Origin of the sequence: Mesorhizobium sp. Z1-4, assembly GCF_004000235.1 — a bacterium.
Lineage (GTDB): Bacteria > Pseudomonadota > Alphaproteobacteria > Rhizobiales > Rhizobiaceae > RCIO01.
The window spans coordinates 453984-469975 of the sequence record NZ_RCIO01000001.1; the positions used below are offsets into that span (position 1 = coordinate 453984).

The window sequence follows — 15992 nt, forward strand, 5'->3', positions numbered from 1 at the left end:
CTCTTATCTGGTTTCCGCGCCGTCCAGGGTAGCAGGCCTCGGACCGCCCCATGCCCAGTCGAGCAGTTCCACCGTGTGGACGGTAGGTATTCCGGCGCGGTCGGCAATCTGGGTGATGCAGCCGATGTTTCCGGCCGCAACGAGTTCGGCGCCGGTTGCCGCGAGGTTCTTCACCTTGCGGTCGCGCAGGCGTGCGGAAATATCCGGCTGCATGATGTTGTAGGTGCCGGCCGAGCCGCAGCACAGATGCCCCTCGCGCGGCTCGACAACGTTGAAACCAGCCTTGGCGAGAAGCGCCTTGGGCGGCCGGGTGATCTTCTGGCCGTGCTGCATGGAGCAGGCGGAGTGGTAGGCAACGGTCAGCCCGGTTTCGGCGGCAGGCTCGGGCAGGTCGAGGGCCTCCAGATATTCCGTCACATCCCTGGCGAGCGCGGAAACCCGCGCAGCCTTTTCGGCATAGGCAGGATCAAGCCGCAACATGTGGCCGTAATCCTTGATTGTGGTGCCACAGCCCGATGCGGTAATCACGATGGCATCCAGGCCGCCATTTTCCGCAGCGGAAATCCATGCATCGACGTTGCGGCGCGCGTTTTCAAGGGCTGCTTCCTCGCGGCCCATATGGTGCACCAGCGCACCGCAGCAGCCCTCCCCCTCGGCCACCACCACCTCGATGCCGAGGCGGGTCAGAAGCCGGATTGCCGCTTCGTTGATCGAAGGTTCGAGCACCGGCTGCGCGCAACCATTGAGCAGGACAACGCGGCCGCGCTTCTTGCCTTGCGCCGGGTGGACCGATGGGCGCGAAGATGGCGATGCAGGAGGAACGGACGCCGGCGCAAGCTTCAGCATCGCACCTACGGGCCGCAGCGGCTTCACCGTCTCCAACAGACCGGCGAATGGACGGCCCAGTTTCGCCAGCTTGAGCGCAGCCCGGAAGCGCGCGGGATAAGGCAGCACCGTTGCCAGCGTTGCCCGGATCAGCCTGTCGAAAAGCGGCCGGCGGTAGGTCTTTTCGATATGCGCGCGGGCGTGATCGACGAGATGCATGTAATTCACGCCTGACGGGCAGGTCGTCATGCAGGCCAGGCACGAGAGGCACCGGTCGATATGCGTGACGATCTGCTCGTCCGCCGGCCGGCCGTTCTCCAGCATGTCCTTGATCAGGTAGATGCGGCCGCGCGGACTGTCGAGCTCGTTGCCAAGCGTCACATAGGTCGGGCACGTCGCGGTACAGAAACCGCAATGCACGCATTTGCGCAGAATGCCTTCCGCCTCCGCAATGTGCGGATCGGCAAGCTGCTCGGCGGTGAAGGATGTCTGCACGTTATTGTTGCCGCTCTAGAGGACCCAGCTTTGCGGGTTCTTCATCGGCTCGTCGCGTGTCAGCGCCTGAAGGCCGAATATGCAGCGCAGAATGAACCACACCGCCGTCGCCAGCATCAGCAGGAAGCCGACAAGAACGAAAGCAAGAACGAAGCTGATCAACCCGTAAAGCAGACCGATCCAGAAAGTGCGGATCGCCCAGGTGTAGTGCGTCTCGATCCAGGCTTCGGCGCGGCCGCGATTTACGTAGGCCAGCACAATACCGATCAGCGGCGTGATGCCGATGATGAATCCCGCGAGATAAAGTATGTAGACCACCTGGACATTGGTCTTGCCCGGCTCGAGCCATGTGTCTGTCTGGCGCCCCGGTGGCGGCGTCTCGATCTCAGCCATCGCGGCCTCCTCTCGTCATTCGATCATACCTTAGCCGATCACGCTGTCGCGTACATTCGGCCAGGGTTGAGAATCGTACGTGGGTCGAACTCTTTGCGCAGCCGGGCAGAAAGTGTCGAAAGTGCAGTCGGCTGCGGATGGAAAACAGGCACCGAGTTACGGACATCAACCGGCGCGCGCAGCAGCGTTGCGTGCCCGCCGCCGAACTTCGCCACCGCCTGACGCACCAGTGACGCCTCGGCATCGCCCTCCATGCGCATCCATACGAGGCCGCCTTGCCAATCGTAGAAGACTGTCGCCGGGGCATGCTGGCGGATCGCCAGCGCCACGTCATGGCCGGCCGTCGGCGCAACGGATATGCGCCAGACCGGCTTTTCGGTTCCGTCCGCAAATGGCGCACAGTCGCGGATGCCGCGCCAGAGTGCGCGTGAGTTCTTGCCCGAATGCAGTTCGATTTCGCGGGCATCGGCGAACAGCTTCTTCAGCAAGTCCACCCGGCTTTTGACCGATGGCCCGAAACCCTCGACGCGCACAAGCGTTGCGGCATCGTAGCCAAGGCTGGTAACCGACCCGGCCACGCCTTCCGGCAAATGCGCAGCTGACGAAACCTCCGCACTCGATCCCATTGCTGCCGACATGACGACGCTAGCCTGCTCGTCGGTCAGGCCGCGCAGCGCCAGCGTGGTTTCGTCCTCCGCAGCCGGCAGCACCTTGAAAGTGACATCGGTGACGGCGGCCAGCGTGCCCCAGGAGCCGGCCATTGCCTTCGACAGATCGTAGCCGGTGACGTTTTTCACCACGCGCCCGCCGGACTTGAAAGCGTCGCCCCTGCCGGACACGGCGGCAATGCCGAGCACATGATCGCGCGCCGAGCCTGCCTTCAACCGCCGCGGACCTGCGAGGTTGGCGGCCAGCGTGCCGCCCAACGTGCCGCTTCCGCCACTGCCAAGGAGCGCGGAACAATCCATCGGCTCGAAGGCGAGCTGCTGCCCGTGCTTTTCGAGCAACGCCTCGATCTCGGCAAGCGGCGTTCCGGCGCGCGCGGAAAGCACCAGCTCCTCAGGCTCATAGAGCGTGACGCCCGTAAGCCCGGTGAGGTCGAGAACGTGTTCGGCCTCCACCGGCCGGCCGATGCCGCGTTTCGTGCCTGAGCCCAGCAGCTCAAGCGTCGTTTCCTCCGACACCGCCCATTTGACGGTATCGAGCACCTCGGCGGCGCTGGTTGGGGTGAATGTCGTCATGCAAGTTCGCCAGGGTGTTTGGCCGGTATCCCGATCTCGATCACGCGCGCGATTGCTTTGCGGTCGAACGAAACAAAAGTGTCAGCGCCCATCCCTGCGCCTGCTGCGGCAATCACCCCATCGGCGAAATCGCCGCCGGCGTCGAGCACGCGCAGACCGGCTTCTACCGCGACCCTGTCCACGATGACGGTTGCTCTGCTGATCATGCCTCGGATTGACGCCGCTATCCGCTCGCGGGGGAGCCCGAACGTGCCACCGAGAACCCAGACGAACTCGCAGAGCACGGGTAGCGGGAGAAAGACTGTGTCTGCTGCTTCGAGCAAATCAAGTGCCGCCTCAGCCTGCTCGATATCGTCGCGAACTATGACGCGCACGAGGACGTTTGTGTCCGCCGTAACCTTCATTTGATGAGGCCGGCCCAGCCCTTGCGGGTCGCCTCGTTCATCTCCTCAATGGTGGCAACCTTGTCAGTCTCACCTGCCAGCATTCCGTATACTTCTTTCCAGCCGCCTCCTGGTTTGGCCGCGCGCATCGCCAACTGCCCGCCCGGAACGGCGTCGACTTCCACCTTTTGCCCGGGCTGCACACCGAGGTGCTTCAAAAGCTCCTTCTTCAGCGTGACCTGGCCCTTGGCCGTGACTGTCAGCGTGGTCATGTCAAAACTCCATGCCTCCACCATCGAAAGTAAGGCAATTTTGCCTTACTTTCAATCTCAAAACCTCGGAATGTCCGGGAACGGGATCTGGCCGCGGCTGATATGCATGCGGCCGAGTTCGGCGCAGCGGCGCAGCTGCGGGAACACCTTGCCGGGATTGAGCAGGTGGTTGGGGTCGAACGCGCATTTGACCCGCATCTGCTGATCGAGATCGGCCTCGGTGAACATCTCGGGCATCAGGTCGCGCTTTTCCACGCCGACGCCGTGCTCACCAGTCAGCACCCCGCCAACCTCCACACACAGCCGCAAGATGTCGGAGCCGAAATCTTCCGCCTTCTCAAGCTCGCCCGGGCGATTGGCGTCATAAAGAATGAGCGGGTGTAGGTTTCCATCGCCGGCGTGAAAGACGTTTGCGACGCGCAGCCCGTATTTCTCCGACAGGTCGCGCATACCCGCCAGAACGCGCGGCAATTGCTTGCGCGGAATCGTGCCGTCCATGCAGTAATAGTCCGGCGAGATGCGGCCGACCGCCGGGAACGCTGCCTTGCGGCCCGCCCAGAATGCCGCCCTCTCCTCCTCCGAACCGGAAATCCGGCTCGTCGTGCAGCCGTTTTTGGCGGCGATTTCGGATACACGCTCGATCAGCCAGTCGACCTCGGCGCGCGGCCCATCGAGCTCCACGATCAGCAGTGCCTCGACATCGAGCGGGTAGCCGGCGTGGACGAAATCCTCAGCCGCGCGGATCGCCGGCCGGTCCATCATCTCCATGCCGCCGGGAATGATGCCCGCACCAATGATGTCGGCCACGCACTGGCCGGCAGCCTCGCTTGACGGGAAACCGACCAGCATGGCGCGCGCGGTTTCGGGCTTCTGCAGTATGCGCACCGTCACCTCGGTGACCACGCCAAGCAGCCCCTCGGAACCGTTCATGATGCCAAGAAGATCGTAACCCTCGGCGTCGAGATGCTTGCCGCCGAGCCGGATCACCTCGCCATTCATAAGCACCATTTCGATGCCGAGCACATTGTTGGCGGTGAGGCCGTATTTCAGGCAGTGCACACCACCGGAATTTTCCGCGACGTTGCCGCCGATCGAACAGGCGATCTGCGACGATGGATCAGGCGCATAATAGAAGCCGTCAGCCTGCACCGCGTGGGTGATGCCGAGATTGGTCACGCCCGGCTGCGCCACCACAACGCGGTTCGGATAGTCGATTTCGAGAATGCGGTTGAAGCGGCTCATCACCAGCAACACCGCATCCTCCAGCGGCAGCGCACCGCCGGACAGAGAAGTGCCGGAGCCGCGCGGCACGACACGAATGCTGCGCTCGTCGCAATATTTCAGGATGCGCGCCACCTGTGCCGTGGTTTCGGGCAGCACCACGACGAGCGGCAACTGCTTGTAGGCGGTCAGGCCGTCGGTCTCGAAAGCACGCATTTCGCGTTCGGTCTCGACAACCCCCTCGCCCGGGACGATCTGGCGCATGTCGGCCACGATGTCGGCGCGGCTGTCGAGCGTCGCTGCATTGGGTTTCGGCATCATGAGGCCGGACATGGACAATCCTCCAGACCGCTGGGCAAAGGCGCTTCCGTCACGCAGACCCAGCCGTTATAACGGCTGAATACCCAGTGGGTTAAGAGCAAATTGCCTTCAGCCCGAGCGAAATTGCGGAGTGACATTGACCCAAGCAGCATCGCCAGCACCCCGCGTCGGATTATTCGTCACTTGCCTCGTTGATCTCTTCCGCCCTTCTGTCGGGTTTGCCGCCGTCAAGCTGATGGAGGACGCCGGTTGCGTCGTGGATGCTCCGGCTGCGCAGACGTGCTGCGGGCAGCCGGCCTACAATTCGGGCGACAGGGACGACACGCGAGCGATCGCCGAGGCGACGATCGAGGCTTTCGAAGAGTTCGATTATGTCGTGGCGCCTTCAGGCTCCTGCGCAGGCATGCTGAAAAAGCACTATCCCGGGCTGTTCAAGGGCGACGAAGCGTGGGAAGCGCGAGCGCGGACCTTCAGCGACAAGGTGCACGAGCTGATCAGCTTTTTGACGGACGTGCTCGGGGTCACGCAGGTGCCTGCGAAAGCGGCGGGCAAGGTGACCTATCATGATTCATGTTCGGGCCTGCGCGAACTCGGCATTCACGACCAGCCGCGCAAGCTGGTGGCGAGCGTGAAAGGGCTCAAGCTCACCGAGATGGCTGACGCGGATGTCTGCTGCGGCTTCGGCGGCACTTTCTGCGTCAAATACGGCGAGATTTCCAATGCGATCGTGGAAGAGAAAGCCGCGAATATCGCAGGCTCCGGCGCCGACATGCTGCTTGCCAGCGATCTCGGCTGCCTCATGAACATGGCCGGCAAACTGAAACGGCAGGGATCGAATATCGAGGTTCGCCACGTCGCCGAGGTTCTGGCCGGCATGACCGATCAGCCGCCGATCGGGGGGAAGTAGCACGCGATGCAGATTACCTCGCCGACCTTCAAGGCAAATGCGCATGAAGCGCTGCACGATGCGCAGCTGCAGCGCGCGCTGGGCAATGTGCGTTCCGGCTTCATCGGCAAACGCGCGAAGGCAGTCGATGCGCTGCCGGAATTCGAGGAACTTCGCGACAACGCCAAGACGATCAAGGATCATGTGCTGGAGCATCTCGACATCTATCTCGAGGCCTACGAGAAGAAGGTCGAGGATGCCGGCGGCAAGGTGCACTGGGCCGAGAGCGCCGCCGAGGCGCGCGGCATCATCCTCGACATCTGCCGCATGAACAATGCGCGCACCGTGACCAAGGGCAAGTCCATGCTCACGGAGGAAATCGAGCTCAACGATTTCCTGGAAGCGTCGGGTATTCAGCCGATCGAGACCGATCTCGGCGAATACATCATCCAGCTGCGCGGTGAACACCCGAGTCACATCATCGCGCCTGCCGTTCACCTCAACAAGGACCAGGTGGAGAGTGATTTCCGCCGTGTTCACACCGACTTTCCCAAAGACCGCGACCTGACCGAACCGGAGCAACTTCTGTCGGAGGCGCGGCAGGTTCTGCGGCAGAAATATTTCGATGCCGATGTCGGCATTACCGGTGCGAATTTCCTGATTGCCGAGACCGGCACGTCGATCATCGTCACCAATGAGGGCAATGGCGACCTCACGCAGACGCTGCCGCGCGTCCATATCGTGCTGGCATCGATCGAAAAGGTCGTTCCGACGCTCGACGATGCGGCGCAGATCCTGCGCGTCCTGGCGCGCTCTGCGACCGGCCAGGAGATGAGCGTCTACACCACGCTGTCGACAGGACCGAAGCGCGCCAGCGATCCGGACGGGCCCGACGAATATCACGTCATCCTTCTCGACAACGGCCGCTCGTCCATGCTTGGCACCGAGTTCCAGGACGCGCTGCGCTGCATCCGCTGCGGTGCGTGCATGAACCACTGCCCGGTCTATCACGCGGTTGGTGGCCATGCTTATGGCTGGGTTTATCCCGGACCCATCGGTGCCGTTCTTACGCCGTCGCTTGTCGGCGTCGACAAGGCCGGCCACCTGCCCAACGCCTCGACGTTTTGCGGCCGCTGCGAAGCCGTGTGCCCGATGCGTATTCCGCTGCCGAAGATGATGCGGCACTGGCGCGAGAAGGAGTTCGAGCGCGGGCTCAACCCGGCGGTGGCGCGCTACGGCCTGAAATTCTGGCTCTGGTTTGCCAAACGGCCGCGCCTCTACCGGCTGACAACCTATCTGGCGATGCCGGTGATGGGTCTGTTCGGCGGGCGCAAGCGGCGCTACCGCTTTCTGCCCTTCGCCGGCGGCTGGGTTAGACATCGCGACCTTCCAGCGCCCGAGGGCCGGACATTCATGCAGCAATGGCGCGACCGCGATACCCTCAAGCAGGACGCGCACGCATGAATGGCCGCGACGCAATCCTGGGCCGCATTCGCAACGTCTTGAATGCAACCGACGCTGAAGACGACCCGCGAAGGGTCGCTGCTACAGCGCGCCTCGACTTCCCGCCGCGCGGCGTCATTCCGGCGCGTGGTCAGCTCGGGCTCGATGGCCGCGTCAAGCTGTTCAAGAAGATGGCCGAGGGTGCGGCCGCGACGGTGGAAAAGGTCACGTCGTCAGCCGATGTTCCGAAGCGGCTCGCAGCATATCTGCGCAAACACAATCTCGGCGCCAAGGTGCGGATGGGCGGCGACAAGCGGCTGCGCGCCATGCCGTGGGCGGAAGAACGCACTTTGCAGGTTTCGATCGGGCCGTCGGACGGGTCGGACGAGGTCGCCGTCAGCCACGCATTGGCCGGCATCGCGGAATCGGGAACGCTGGCACTGGTCTCGGGCCGCGACAATCCAACGACACTCAACCTCCTGCCGGAACATCACATTGTCGTCGTGAACGCCGCGGAAATTACCGGCGACATGGAGACGATGCTCGACATGCTGCGCGACAGTTTCGGCAAAGGCGCCATGCCACGCACGGTCAATTTCGTGACCGGCCCGTCGCGCTCGGCCGATATCGAGCAAACACTTCTTCTGGGGGCGCACGGACCGCGCGCACTCCACATCATCATCGTCGGGAAGTGACCGGCGTCCATTATCTCGACGCCAAAGGCCCGGCCGGAATGCGCATTTTCGCGGTCGGCGACATCCATGGCAGGCTCGATCTGCTTGAGGCGATCTCGCAACGCATTGCCGAAAATCTCGACGCCGACCCACCCGATGACTGGCGCATCGTCTATCTCGGCGATTATTGCGACCGGGGGCCCGACACGCGCGGCGTTATCGAACATCTGCTCAGCGAGTGCGGGGCAGATGCCCGTGTCGCGGCGCTGCGCGGCAACCACGACCAGGGATTGCTCGATTTCATCGGCGACGGCGATGCCGGTCTGTTCGTTCATCACGGTGGCGCCGATACCGCCGCATCCTACGGCGTATCGGCTGATTTCAGGTCTGAAGCAGGCCTGATCAAAACACGCGCTGCGCTCAGTGCCGCGCTTCCGCGCAGCCACCTGGCTTTCTTATCCGAGCTCCCGTATTCGGCCAGTTTCGGCGACTTCTTTTTCTGCCATGCGGGGATCCGTCCCGGTGTCGCGCTAAAGGACCAGAGGCCGGACGATCTGATCTGGATACGCGAACCGTTTCTCAACAGTCCCGAACTGCACCCGAAGGTGATCGTGCATGGTCATACTCCGGCTGCCGAACCGGAGATCATGCCCAACCGCGTTGGCGTGGACACCGGCGCTTATCGCAGCGGCGTGCTCACGGCGCTGGTGATCGAAGGCAGGGGAAAGAGGATACTAAGCGTCAGTGGTCAGTCAGGCTGATGCCGTAGCCGTCAGCCTGGGGTCGGTCGGCCGCCGCCTTGGTGGAATAGAAGCCGATCGCCGACATGGAGACCGCCGCGAGCAACAGCAAAGACAAAACGGCAGTTCTCATACTGACCATTCCCCAAATAACCCTCTACTTGATTGTGGACCGGCCATGGTTACCAATCCGTTCTCACATGGCCTCGAATGCGAGGCAATCGCCTAGGCCTGTGAGATGGCAGAAGCCAGTGACAAATGGATGTCGTGGTTAATCTGTTTTGGCCGCGTGCCAAAAATGCAACGGCTGCGCTTTCGGGTGGTCAATCAGGCGCCATTTTCGCAAGGTGCCGCGCAATCGAGCAGGACGTCCGCCGATGCCGCTTCAAAACCGCGTTGATCCGTTTGGCGACATTCTCACCAGGCCTGCGCGCGGCCTCTTCACCGGCAATCGCGGCGTGATCCACGACCCCGTCACCAAGACGCTGCGTAAAAGACGCTGGACATCGAAAGCCTGGATCATCTGCGACCTTGTTCATCCACGCGGTGCGACGCGCGAAGTGTTCGGCCGCAACACGCCGTCTGGCGGCGCTGGCTGGACGGAGCTGTTTTTCGCGGATGAAGTTACTGCCCTCGCCGCCGGTCACCGGCCCTGCTTCTACTGCCGCCGTGAAGCGGCAAAAAGCTACGCCGCCGCGTTCGCCCGGGCATTTGGACGTCAAGCTCCGAAAGTCCCCGAAATCGACACGCTGCTGCACAGCGAGCGACTGGCGGCGGGCGCCGATCCGCGCCCGATAACCGAAGCCGATGTGCGAACACTGCCCGACGGGGCGATGGTGGCGATCGGCTCGAAGCCCTTCGCGATGCGACAAGGCAAGCTGCTGCCCTGGAGTTTCGAAGGCTATCGCGGGCCGCCGTCGCTTTGCCGCAGCCTGCCGGCGCGTGCATTTCTGATCACGCCGCCGGCGACAGTCGGTGTACTGAAGGCCGGCTACCGGCCGGTCTGGCATGAGAGCGCGGGCAAGCGCTAACCGGCCCCGCGTTCAACCTGGCGGCTATAGAAAGCCAGTACAGCGGCAAAATATGCGGCAGGAACCGAAACGACGAGTTCGTCGCGCCGCCCGACGATCTTCACCGTGATGCCCTCGGCGGCGTAGATGTCCATATCGTTGCGCGACAGCTCGACCGCCACCGTCTCGACCGTGGTGCAATTGTATCCGCAATCAGTGCGCTCGCGGTCGAGCACCTTAGACTTCAGCTTCCGCCCCTTGGAATAGACGTCGCCGAGATAGACCCGTTTCGGAAACAGCCCGGCGATTTCGAGCGTGAAACGCGTCTTGCCGTCATCAATGCGTGCATGGACAGCATAAAAAGACAGGCGCGGCACAACGCCGTGCGGAACGATTGGCCCATAAACCTTCGTCCAACCGGTGTGCGGATCGGGCACCAGCTTGGTTTGCGCCAGGACCAGATTGTAATTCGCCGCACCGTGGCCCGAGATCCGGCCCGGTTTGTCGGCACCGGGCTGCGAGATGCAGCCCGTGAGAAACACGAGCGCGACAATCGCAAATACCGAACGCAAAGACATCGACCTGATCCCTGGAACCCCGGCTACGCCAACAACGCCGCCCTATACCGCCGCAACTTAGAATAAAACATGAACAAATAGTAAACATAAGCACTACAACATTGCAAGTTCTTCTTTCCGTTCACGCCGAATGCTCGGAAATTGCTTGCAAATTTCAGTCAGGTTCGGCCGCGACTCCGCTTGACCATTTGCGGTGCTCCGTCGCATCTCTGCAGCCATGCGTGCCAACTATAAACTTCAGCGACTTTTTGTGACCGACGACCTCGCCGCCGCAAGGCGGATCGGTCTCGACCGGCAACAAAGCCACTATCTTGCCAACGTGCTGCGCATGCGCGAAGGCGCCGAGGTGCTTGTCTTCAATGGGCGCAATGGCGAGTGGCTGGCGCGGATTTCGGGCGCCTCGTCAAAAAAGGCCGTGTCGCTCGACCTGATGGAGCAGGCGCGGCCGCAGCCGGAGCCGACCGACCTCCTGTTCGCCTTCGCACCGATCAAGGCCGGGCGGCTCGACTATCTGGTGCAGAAGGCGGTCGAGATGGGCGCCGGTGCGCTGCAGCCGGTGATCACACAGCACACCCAGCTGGCCAAAATCGGCACGGCGCGCCTGCAGGCAAACGTCATGGAAGCCGCCGAGCAGTGCGGCGTTCTGGCGGTTCCGCAGGTTCAGGAACCGATTTCGTTCGACACGCTGATTGCCGGCTGGGACGCGAGCAGGAGGCTGATTTTCTGTGACGAAGCCGCCGAAACTCACAATCCGCGACCCATTCTGGATAAGATCGCCGAGACGAAACTCGGTCTGCTGGTGGGCCCCGAAGGCGGCTTCTCCGATGCCGAGCGCACTCAGCTGCGCGCCCTGCCCTTTGTGACGCCGATCCCGCTCGGGCCCCGCATCCTGCGGGCCGACACCGCGGCGGTCGCGGCGCTGGCGGTGATTCAGGCTACGGTTGGCGACTGGCACTGATCGATCAGCAATGCGTTACCGAGCCGTCAGGATTTTTCACTTGATAGCACGCCGCGATTGCCGCAAGCAGGCGCTCGCTTGCTTGAAGGACTGAACGATCATGGCCCGCGATACCACAGACAGCCGTCCCATCGGCGGGCTTGACGATCTCGTCGGGTACCTCGCGGCCGGCTGCAAGCCGCGCGACGAATGGCGTATCGGAACCGAGCACGAGAAGTTCCCGTTCTATACCGACGGCAATGCACCGGTGCCGTATGAAGGTCCGCGGGGCATCAAGGCGGTTCTTGAAGGCATGCAACGCACGCTCGGCTGGGACCCGATCATGGATGATGGCCGCATCATCGGGCTTGGCGGGCCGACCGGCCAGGGCGCGATTTCGCTTGAGCCCGGCGGGCAGTTCGAACTGTCGGGCGCACCGCTCGAAACCATTCACCAGACCTGCCGCGAGGGTAATGCGCATCTGGCACAGCTGCGCGAAATCGCCCAGCCGCTCGGCATCGGTTTCCTCGGCCTCGGCGGCAGCCCCAAATGGACGCTGGCCGAAACGCCGCGCATGCCGAAATCGCGTTACGACATCATGCGCGCCTATATGCCCAAGGTCGGCAGCCACGGGCTGGACATGATGCACCGCACGTCGACCATCCAGGTCAATCTCGACTTTTCGTCAGAAGCCGACATGCGGCGCAAGATGCAGATCGGGCTCAAGCTGCAGCCGCTCGCCACGGCTCTGTTCGCGAACTCGCCGTTCACCGACGGCCATCCCAACGGCCTGCAGAGCTGGCGCGGCGATATCTGGCTCGACACCGACAATCAGCGCTCGGGCACCCATGAGGTGTTTTTCTCGCCTCAATTCGGTTTCGCCGACTATGTCGAGTGGGCGCTCGACATACCGATGTATTTTCTCATCCGCGAAGGCCGCTATCACGACTGTACGCACATCACCTTCCGGCAGTTCATGGATGGCGCGCTCGGCAACTCGCTTCCCGACCCCGAACCGACCATGGGCGACTGGACAAACCACCTCTCCACGCTATTCCCGGATGTGCGGCTGAAGCGTTTCCTGGAAATGCGCGGCGCCGATGGCGGCCCCTGGCGGCGGATCTGCGCACTGCCCGCCTTCTGGGTGGGGCTGCTTTATGACGAGGCGTCGCTCGACGCGGCCGAGACACTGGTCGCGGACTGGACGTTTGCGGAAGTTCAGGCAATGCGAGACGCGGTTCCGGCCGAGGCGCTCGATACGCCCATGAGGGGCGGCAGCCTGCGCGACATTGCCCGCGAGGTGCTTTCCATATCGCGCCAGGGGCTGCAGAACCGCAAGCGCCTCAACAATGACGGTTTTGACGAAACCGACTTCCTCGCGCCTCTGGAAGAAGTCGTTGCACGCGGCACAACCAGCGCGCAGGAAATGCTCAAATCCTACCGCTCGCGCTGGGATCACTCGATCGAGCCGGTATTCCTGGAATACGCCTACTAGTTTTCTCGCCTGCATCGGCAGTTTGCGCAGCAGCGCAGTTGGTCTACGCTGCTGAAAAGCACAGCGAGGAGACCACTATGCAGTCATTGTTCGACATGTTGACCAGCGCCCAGAACGGCGCCGCTGTGGAGCAGATGGCGCGGCAGTTCGGCCTCAGCCGCCAGCAGACCGAAGCCGCAATGGAAGCACTGATGCCGGCGTTCAGTCAGGGGCTGAAGCGCAACGCCGCCGATCCATACGGTGTCGGCGCATTTCTGTCGGCACTCTCAACCGGCCAGCACGCGAGTTACTATGAGGATATGCAGAAGGCTTTCCAGCCTGCTGGTATCGCGGAAGGCAACGGCATATTGGGCCATATTTTCGGCTCCAAAGATCTGTCGCGGGCCGTCGCCAAGCAGGCCGAACAGGCAACCGGCATCGGCCAGGATATTCTCAAACAGATGCTGCCGGTGCTCGCCTCCATGATCATGGGCGGGCTCTACAAACAGTCAACCGAACCGCAGCGCGCGCAGGCTTCCAGCGGCAATCCGCTCGGCGATATCATCGAACAGATGATGCGGCAGGGCGGCGCGCGCATGCCGCGCCCCGAGGCACCACAGCCTGGAATGAACCCGTTCGACAATCCTTTCGGCAAGGTGCTTGAAGGCATGTTCGGCGGCGCCGCCGGCGGTCAGGGCCGCGCGCAGCAAAGCCCTTATGGCAACAATCCGCTCGGCCAGATATTCGAGGAAATGATGAAGGGCGGAACGGGCCGTCAGGCAGCGCCCAAACCCAAAACCAATCCCTCGGGCCGCAAGCGCACGCCCTATGACGATCTTTTCGGCGACATGTTCGAAGCCGGCAGCCGCAACCGCGACGAATATCAGAAGAGCATGGAATCGATCTTCGACCAGTATCTCAGCGGCATGGAACGGCACCGATAGGTGCGAAAAAGCCCGGCTCCTTTCGGAACCGGGCAATGTGCAGGCGTTTCGGCTGGCGCCGAAGTGAGGGGAAGGGGAACCGCCTGCGAAAAGCAACGTGCCTCAGCAGACGCGGCGTGCCGCGTCCTCGGGCGTCTCGCACAGCGTTTCGCGCCGGCTGACAACCTGATTGAGATGCGCCGTAGGTTCGATATCGAGCCGGTGATGCCACACCATGCGCACATCATCGCGGGTCAGGCCGATATCGGCCAGTTCCCAGTCGGACATATCCCTGAGGCGGCGAAACTGGCGGCGGTTGTTCCAGTCGCGATAAATGGCGGCGGCCAACCCGGATACGCGCTTGGCGGCGGCAGTCCACGATGCGCCCGATACCAACGGTTCTCTGATTTCCGAAACAGCCATTGTCTTCTCCTGTGCATACGCCCGACGACAGCAGCCGCCCGGCGCTGGGAGGATGCGCCCGGGACGGATTGCGAAGCGGGTTGTCGCTTGAACAACCGCAATATCGGTTGACGCTATTGATTAGTCCAACGAATGTTTTTAATCTTTATCATCAAATCAGATGATGGTTTCGCCCATGGCTTCGCCTCTCGACCTCGATCAGATCCACACCTTCCTTGCGATCGCGGACACAGGTTCCTTCACGCGCGCCGCAGAAGAGGTCCACCGCACACAATCTGCCGTATCGATGCAGATGCGCCGCCTCGAAGAGCGGATCGGCAAATCGCTGTTCGCCAAGGACGGGCGCGTCAACCGGCTGACGGAGGACGGCGAGCGGCTGCTCGCCTATGCGCGGCGGCTGGTCAAACTCAGCCGCGAGACGCTTGCCGCCTTCGACGACTCCAGCCTCGAGGGCCAGATCCGGATCGGCATGCCGGACGATTACGCAGACCGTTTTCTGCCGGAGATCATGGGGCGGTTCGTGCGCACAAACCCGCGCGTGGAGCTTTCGGTCATCTGCGAGCCGACCGCCAATCTGACCGACCTGATCCGCCGCGGCAAGCTCGACATCGCGCTGGTTACGCAATGCGACGAGGCGCGCTCCAGCGAGGTGGTGCGGCGCGAGCCGCTGCTGTGGGTGGGATCGACCAGCCACATGGCACATGAAGAAGCCGTACTGCCGCTGGCGGTCGGGCGCGCGAGCTGTGCCTGGCGGCGCGCCGCGACCGAGGTACTCACTGCGCAAGGCCGCGAGCACAAGATCCTCTTTACCAGCTGGTCGGCGCAGGTGGTCATCGCAGCCGTGCTCGCCGGGCTGGCAATTTCGGTTCTGCCTGAATGCGCTCTGCGGCCAGGAATGCGCGTGCTGGGCGAGGCCGAAGGTTTTGTCACGCTTCCCGACGTGCAGATCGGCATCATGCGCGGCCACACCATGCGGCCGGAGATCGTCAACGCGATCGCCCGCCATATCGCCGACAGCCTGGACAATATCTCGGTTCCGGCGGCCGACGCAGTGCTCGGTTTCGATCCGGAAACGTCGGCACTCGCGCGGGCAAAATGGTCCAGGCAAAAGGTTCTGGAACCGAGCTGGTAAAGGAGCCGGGCCCGCAGGCCCGGCCCCAGAAGGCTATCGCCTCATGCGGACGGTCGCGTAAGGCAGGCCCTGATCGTCGGTCGGACTGCGGGAAACCTCAATGAACCCCAGCCCCTGATAAAAGCGCATCGCGCGTTCATTGAGGGCATAGACCTCGAGTTCAAGGCTCCCCTTGAGGTTCAGTGCGTGATCCATGAGCAGGCGGCCGACGCCTTTGCCCTGGCAGGTGCGATCCACAAACAGCCCGCCCACGAAACTGCCGGCAAGCCCGATAAACCCGACAGGTCCGGCGCTGTGCAGTTCGGCCACCCAGGTTTCGGATTGCGGCAGATAGTGTTGGGCCACCAGCTGCTTCTGTTCGATCAGCAGTTCCTCCGGCAAAAAAGCATGAGCCTCCGCCGAGGCGCCGTGCCAGATGTCGGCGAGCCGGCTGTTGTCGTCCGGCCGGTAGGGCCGAACATCGATAATGTTCGTCATTTCAGGATTCCATCATTTGGCGCGTCATGCGCGTGCGTTATCGTTCGGCCCGAAGGCCGTTCCCCGAAGGGTCAGATCGATCTCGACTTACAGCGCATAAAGCTCCTTCTGATGCTGGCGGTGACATAGTCCGGCAAACCGGCC

The 15992-nt window shown here is 62.7% G+C and carries 19 protein-coding genes; 9 read left to right on the plus strand and 10 right to left on the minus strand.

Annotated features, from left to right (window positions below; all coding sequences use genetic code 11):
* Positions 1-3 precede the first annotated feature (3 nt).
* From glcF to EP165_RS02245, 6 genes are read right to left on the minus strand one after another with little or no spacing between them, the layout of a single operon-like run.
* Positions 4-1320 (minus strand): glycolate oxidase subunit GlcF, encoded by a 1317-nt coding sequence (glcF, locus tag EP165_RS02220; protein ID WP_127519921.1) that lies wholly within the window; start codon positions 1318-1320, stop codon positions 4-6.
* A gap of 15 nt (positions 1321-1335) precedes the next feature.
* Positions 1336-1713: a DUF4870 family protein gene (locus tag EP165_RS02225; protein WP_127519922.1), complete on the minus strand. Its 378-nt coding sequence runs from the start codon at positions 1711-1713 to the stop codon at positions 1336-1338.
* Positions 1714-1751: 38 nt separating this feature from the next.
* Positions 1752-2954: a glycolate oxidase subunit GlcE gene (gene glcE / locus EP165_RS02230; protein ID WP_127519923.1), complete on the minus strand. Its 1203-nt coding sequence runs from the start codon at positions 2952-2954 to the stop codon at positions 1752-1754.
* Positions 2951-3358, minus strand: coding sequence for a type II toxin-antitoxin system VapC family toxin (locus EP165_RS02235; protein WP_127519924.1), 408 nt, complete (start codon positions 3356-3358; stop codon positions 2951-2953). Before EP165_RS02235 ends, glcE begins: the two co-directional genes overlap by 4 nt.
* Positions 3355-3609 (minus strand): AbrB/MazE/SpoVT family DNA-binding domain-containing protein, encoded by a 255-nt coding sequence (locus tag EP165_RS02240; RefSeq protein WP_127519925.1) that lies wholly within the window; start codon positions 3607-3609, stop codon positions 3355-3357. The genes EP165_RS02235 and EP165_RS02240 overlap by 4 nt, the downstream gene beginning before the upstream one ends.
* A gap of 57 nt (positions 3610-3666) precedes the next feature.
* Positions 3667-5163 (minus strand): FAD-linked oxidase C-terminal domain-containing protein, encoded by a 1497-nt coding sequence (locus tag EP165_RS02245; RefSeq protein WP_127519926.1) that lies wholly within the window; start codon positions 5161-5163, stop codon positions 3667-3669.
* Positions 5164-5287: 124 nt separating this feature from the next.
* Between EP165_RS02245 and EP165_RS02250 the strand changes: the two genes are divergently transcribed.
* Genes EP165_RS02250 through EP165_RS02265 form a run of 4 tightly spaced genes read left to right on the plus strand, consistent with a single transcriptional unit; the run spans position 5288 to position 8915 of the window.
* Positions 5288-6058, plus strand: coding sequence for a (Fe-S)-binding protein (locus tag EP165_RS02250; protein ID WP_245439962.1), 771 nt, complete (start codon positions 5288-5290; stop codon positions 6056-6058).
* Between the two features lie 6 nt (positions 6059-6064).
* Entirely contained in the window at positions 6065-7501 is a 1437-nt protein-coding gene (locus tag EP165_RS02255) for a LutB/LldF family L-lactate oxidation iron-sulfur protein (protein ID WP_127519927.1), read from the plus strand.
* Positions 7498-8175 carry a LutC/YkgG family protein gene (locus EP165_RS02260; protein ID WP_127519928.1) on the plus strand — a complete coding sequence of 226 codons (678 nt, stop codon included), beginning with the start codon at positions 7498-7500 and terminating at the stop codon, positions 8173-8175. The genes EP165_RS02255 and EP165_RS02260 overlap by 4 nt, the downstream gene beginning before the upstream one ends.
* Positions 8172-8915 (plus strand): metallophosphoesterase family protein, encoded by a 744-nt coding sequence (locus tag EP165_RS02265; protein WP_245439964.1) that lies wholly within the window; start codon positions 8172-8174, stop codon positions 8913-8915. Before EP165_RS02260 ends, EP165_RS02265 begins: the two co-directional genes overlap by 4 nt.
* On the opposite strand, the gene EP165_RS20730 is transcribed toward EP165_RS02265, so the two are convergent.
* Positions 8896-9027, minus strand: a complete 132-nt coding sequence (locus tag EP165_RS20730; RefSeq protein WP_281039985.1) for a hypothetical protein — start codon at positions 9025-9027, stop codon at positions 8896-8898. The two genes, EP165_RS02265 and EP165_RS20730, sit on opposite strands and share 20 nt — an antisense overlap.
* A 244-nt stretch (positions 9028-9271) precedes the next feature.
* Between EP165_RS20730 and EP165_RS02270 the strand changes: the two genes are divergently transcribed.
* On the plus strand, positions 9272-9925 hold the full coding sequence (locus tag EP165_RS02270; protein WP_127519929.1) for a hypothetical protein: 654 nt from the start codon (positions 9272-9274) through the stop codon (positions 9923-9925).
* Here EP165_RS02270 and EP165_RS02275 read toward each other — a convergent pair.
* Entirely contained in the window at positions 9922-10482 is a 561-nt protein-coding gene (locus tag EP165_RS02275; RefSeq protein ID WP_127519930.1) for a hypothetical protein, read from the minus strand. The two genes, EP165_RS02270 and EP165_RS02275, sit on opposite strands and share 4 nt — an antisense overlap.
* A gap of 217 nt (positions 10483-10699) precedes the next feature.
* Here EP165_RS02275 and EP165_RS02280 point away from each other — a divergent pair, with 217 nt between their 5' ends.
* From EP165_RS02280 to EP165_RS02290, 3 genes are all read left to right on the plus strand, one after another.
* The gene (locus tag EP165_RS02280) at positions 10700-11440 is read left to right on the plus strand and encodes a 16S rRNA (uracil(1498)-N(3))-methyltransferase (protein ID WP_127519931.1); all 741 of its coding nucleotides are present in this window, start codon (positions 10700-10702) and stop codon (positions 11438-11440) included.
* A gap of 100 nt (positions 11441-11540) precedes the next feature.
* Positions 11541-12914 (plus strand): glutamate--cysteine ligase, encoded by a 1374-nt coding sequence (locus tag EP165_RS02285; protein ID WP_127519932.1) that lies wholly within the window; start codon positions 11541-11543, stop codon positions 12912-12914.
* 77 nt (positions 12915-12991) lie between these two features.
* On the plus strand, positions 12992-13837 hold the full coding sequence (locus EP165_RS02290; protein WP_127519933.1) for a DUF937 domain-containing protein: 846 nt from the start codon (positions 12992-12994) through the stop codon (positions 13835-13837).
* 102 nt (positions 13838-13939) lie between these two features.
* Here the strand turns inward: EP165_RS02290 and EP165_RS02295 are convergent, their stop codons facing one another.
* Positions 13940-14239 carry a DUF1127 domain-containing protein gene (locus EP165_RS02295; RefSeq protein ID WP_127519934.1) on the minus strand — a complete coding sequence of 100 codons (300 nt, stop codon included), beginning with the start codon at positions 14237-14239 and terminating at the stop codon, positions 13940-13942.
* Between the two features lie 175 nt (positions 14240-14414).
* Here EP165_RS02295 and EP165_RS02300 point away from each other — a divergent pair, with 175 nt between their 5' ends.
* Complete coding sequence (locus tag EP165_RS02300) at positions 14415-15371, plus strand: LysR substrate-binding domain-containing protein (protein ID WP_127519935.1); 957 nt, start codon at positions 14415-14417, stop codon at positions 15369-15371.
* 33 nt (positions 15372-15404) lie between these two features.
* On the opposite strand, the gene EP165_RS02305 is transcribed toward EP165_RS02300, so the two are convergent.
* On the minus strand, positions 15405-15848 hold the full coding sequence (locus EP165_RS02305; RefSeq protein WP_127519936.1) for a GNAT family N-acetyltransferase: 444 nt from the start codon (positions 15846-15848) through the stop codon (positions 15405-15407).
* Positions 15849-15992: the final 144 nt, after the last annotated feature.

Excerpts from the sequence above, each read along its gene's own strand:
- EP165_RS02295 (WP_127519934.1), bottom strand. The coding sequence starts at position 14,239 with ATGGCTGTTTCGGAAATCAGAGAACCGTTGGTATCGGGCGCATCGTGG.
- EP165_RS02280 (WP_127519931.1), top strand. The coding sequence starts at position 10,700 with ATGCGTGCCAACTATAAACTTCAGCGACTTTTTGTGACCGACGACCTC.
- EP165_RS20730 (WP_281039985.1), bottom strand. The coding sequence starts at position 9,027 with ATGAGAACTGCCGTTTTGTCTTTGCTGTTGCTCGCGGCGGTCTCCATG.
- EP165_RS02300 (WP_127519935.1), top strand. The coding sequence starts at position 14,415 with ATGGCTTCGCCTCTCGACCTCGATCAGATCCACACCTTCCTTGCGATC.
- EP165_RS02240 (WP_127519925.1), bottom strand. The coding sequence starts at position 3,609 with ATGACCACGCTGACAGTCACGGCCAAGGGCCAGGTCACGCTGAAGAAG.
- EP165_RS02270 (WP_127519929.1), top strand. The coding sequence starts at position 9,272 with ATGCCGCTTCAAAACCGCGTTGATCCGTTTGGCGACATTCTCACCAGG.
- EP165_RS02255 (WP_127519927.1), top strand. The coding sequence starts at position 6,065 with ATGCAGATTACCTCGCCGACCTTCAAGGCAAATGCGCATGAAGCGCTG.
- EP165_RS02290 (WP_127519933.1), top strand. The coding sequence starts at position 12,992 with ATGCAGTCATTGTTCGACATGTTGACCAGCGCCCAGAACGGCGCCGCT.
- EP165_RS02305 (WP_127519936.1), bottom strand. The coding sequence starts at position 15,848 with ATGACGAACATTATCGATGTTCGGCCCTACCGGCCGGACGACAACAGC.
- glcE (WP_127519923.1), bottom strand. The coding sequence starts at position 2,954 with ATGACGACATTCACCCCAACCAGCGCCGCCGAGGTGCTCGATACCGTC.
- EP165_RS02285 (WP_127519932.1), top strand. The coding sequence starts at position 11,541 with ATGGCCCGCGATACCACAGACAGCCGTCCCATCGGCGGGCTTGACGAT.
- EP165_RS02235 (WP_127519924.1), bottom strand. The coding sequence starts at position 3,358 with ATGAAGGTTACGGCGGACACAAACGTCCTCGTGCGCGTCATAGTTCGC.
- EP165_RS02275 (WP_127519930.1), bottom strand. The coding sequence starts at position 10,482 with ATGTCTTTGCGTTCGGTATTTGCGATTGTCGCGCTCGTGTTTCTCACG.
- EP165_RS02260 (WP_127519928.1), top strand. The coding sequence starts at position 7,498 with ATGAATGGCCGCGACGCAATCCTGGGCCGCATTCGCAACGTCTTGAAT.
- EP165_RS02225 (WP_127519922.1), bottom strand. The coding sequence starts at position 1,713 with ATGGCTGAGATCGAGACGCCGCCACCGGGGCGCCAGACAGACACATGG.
- EP165_RS02245 (WP_127519926.1), bottom strand. The coding sequence starts at position 5,163 with ATGTCCGGCCTCATGATGCCGAAACCCAATGCAGCGACGCTCGACAGC.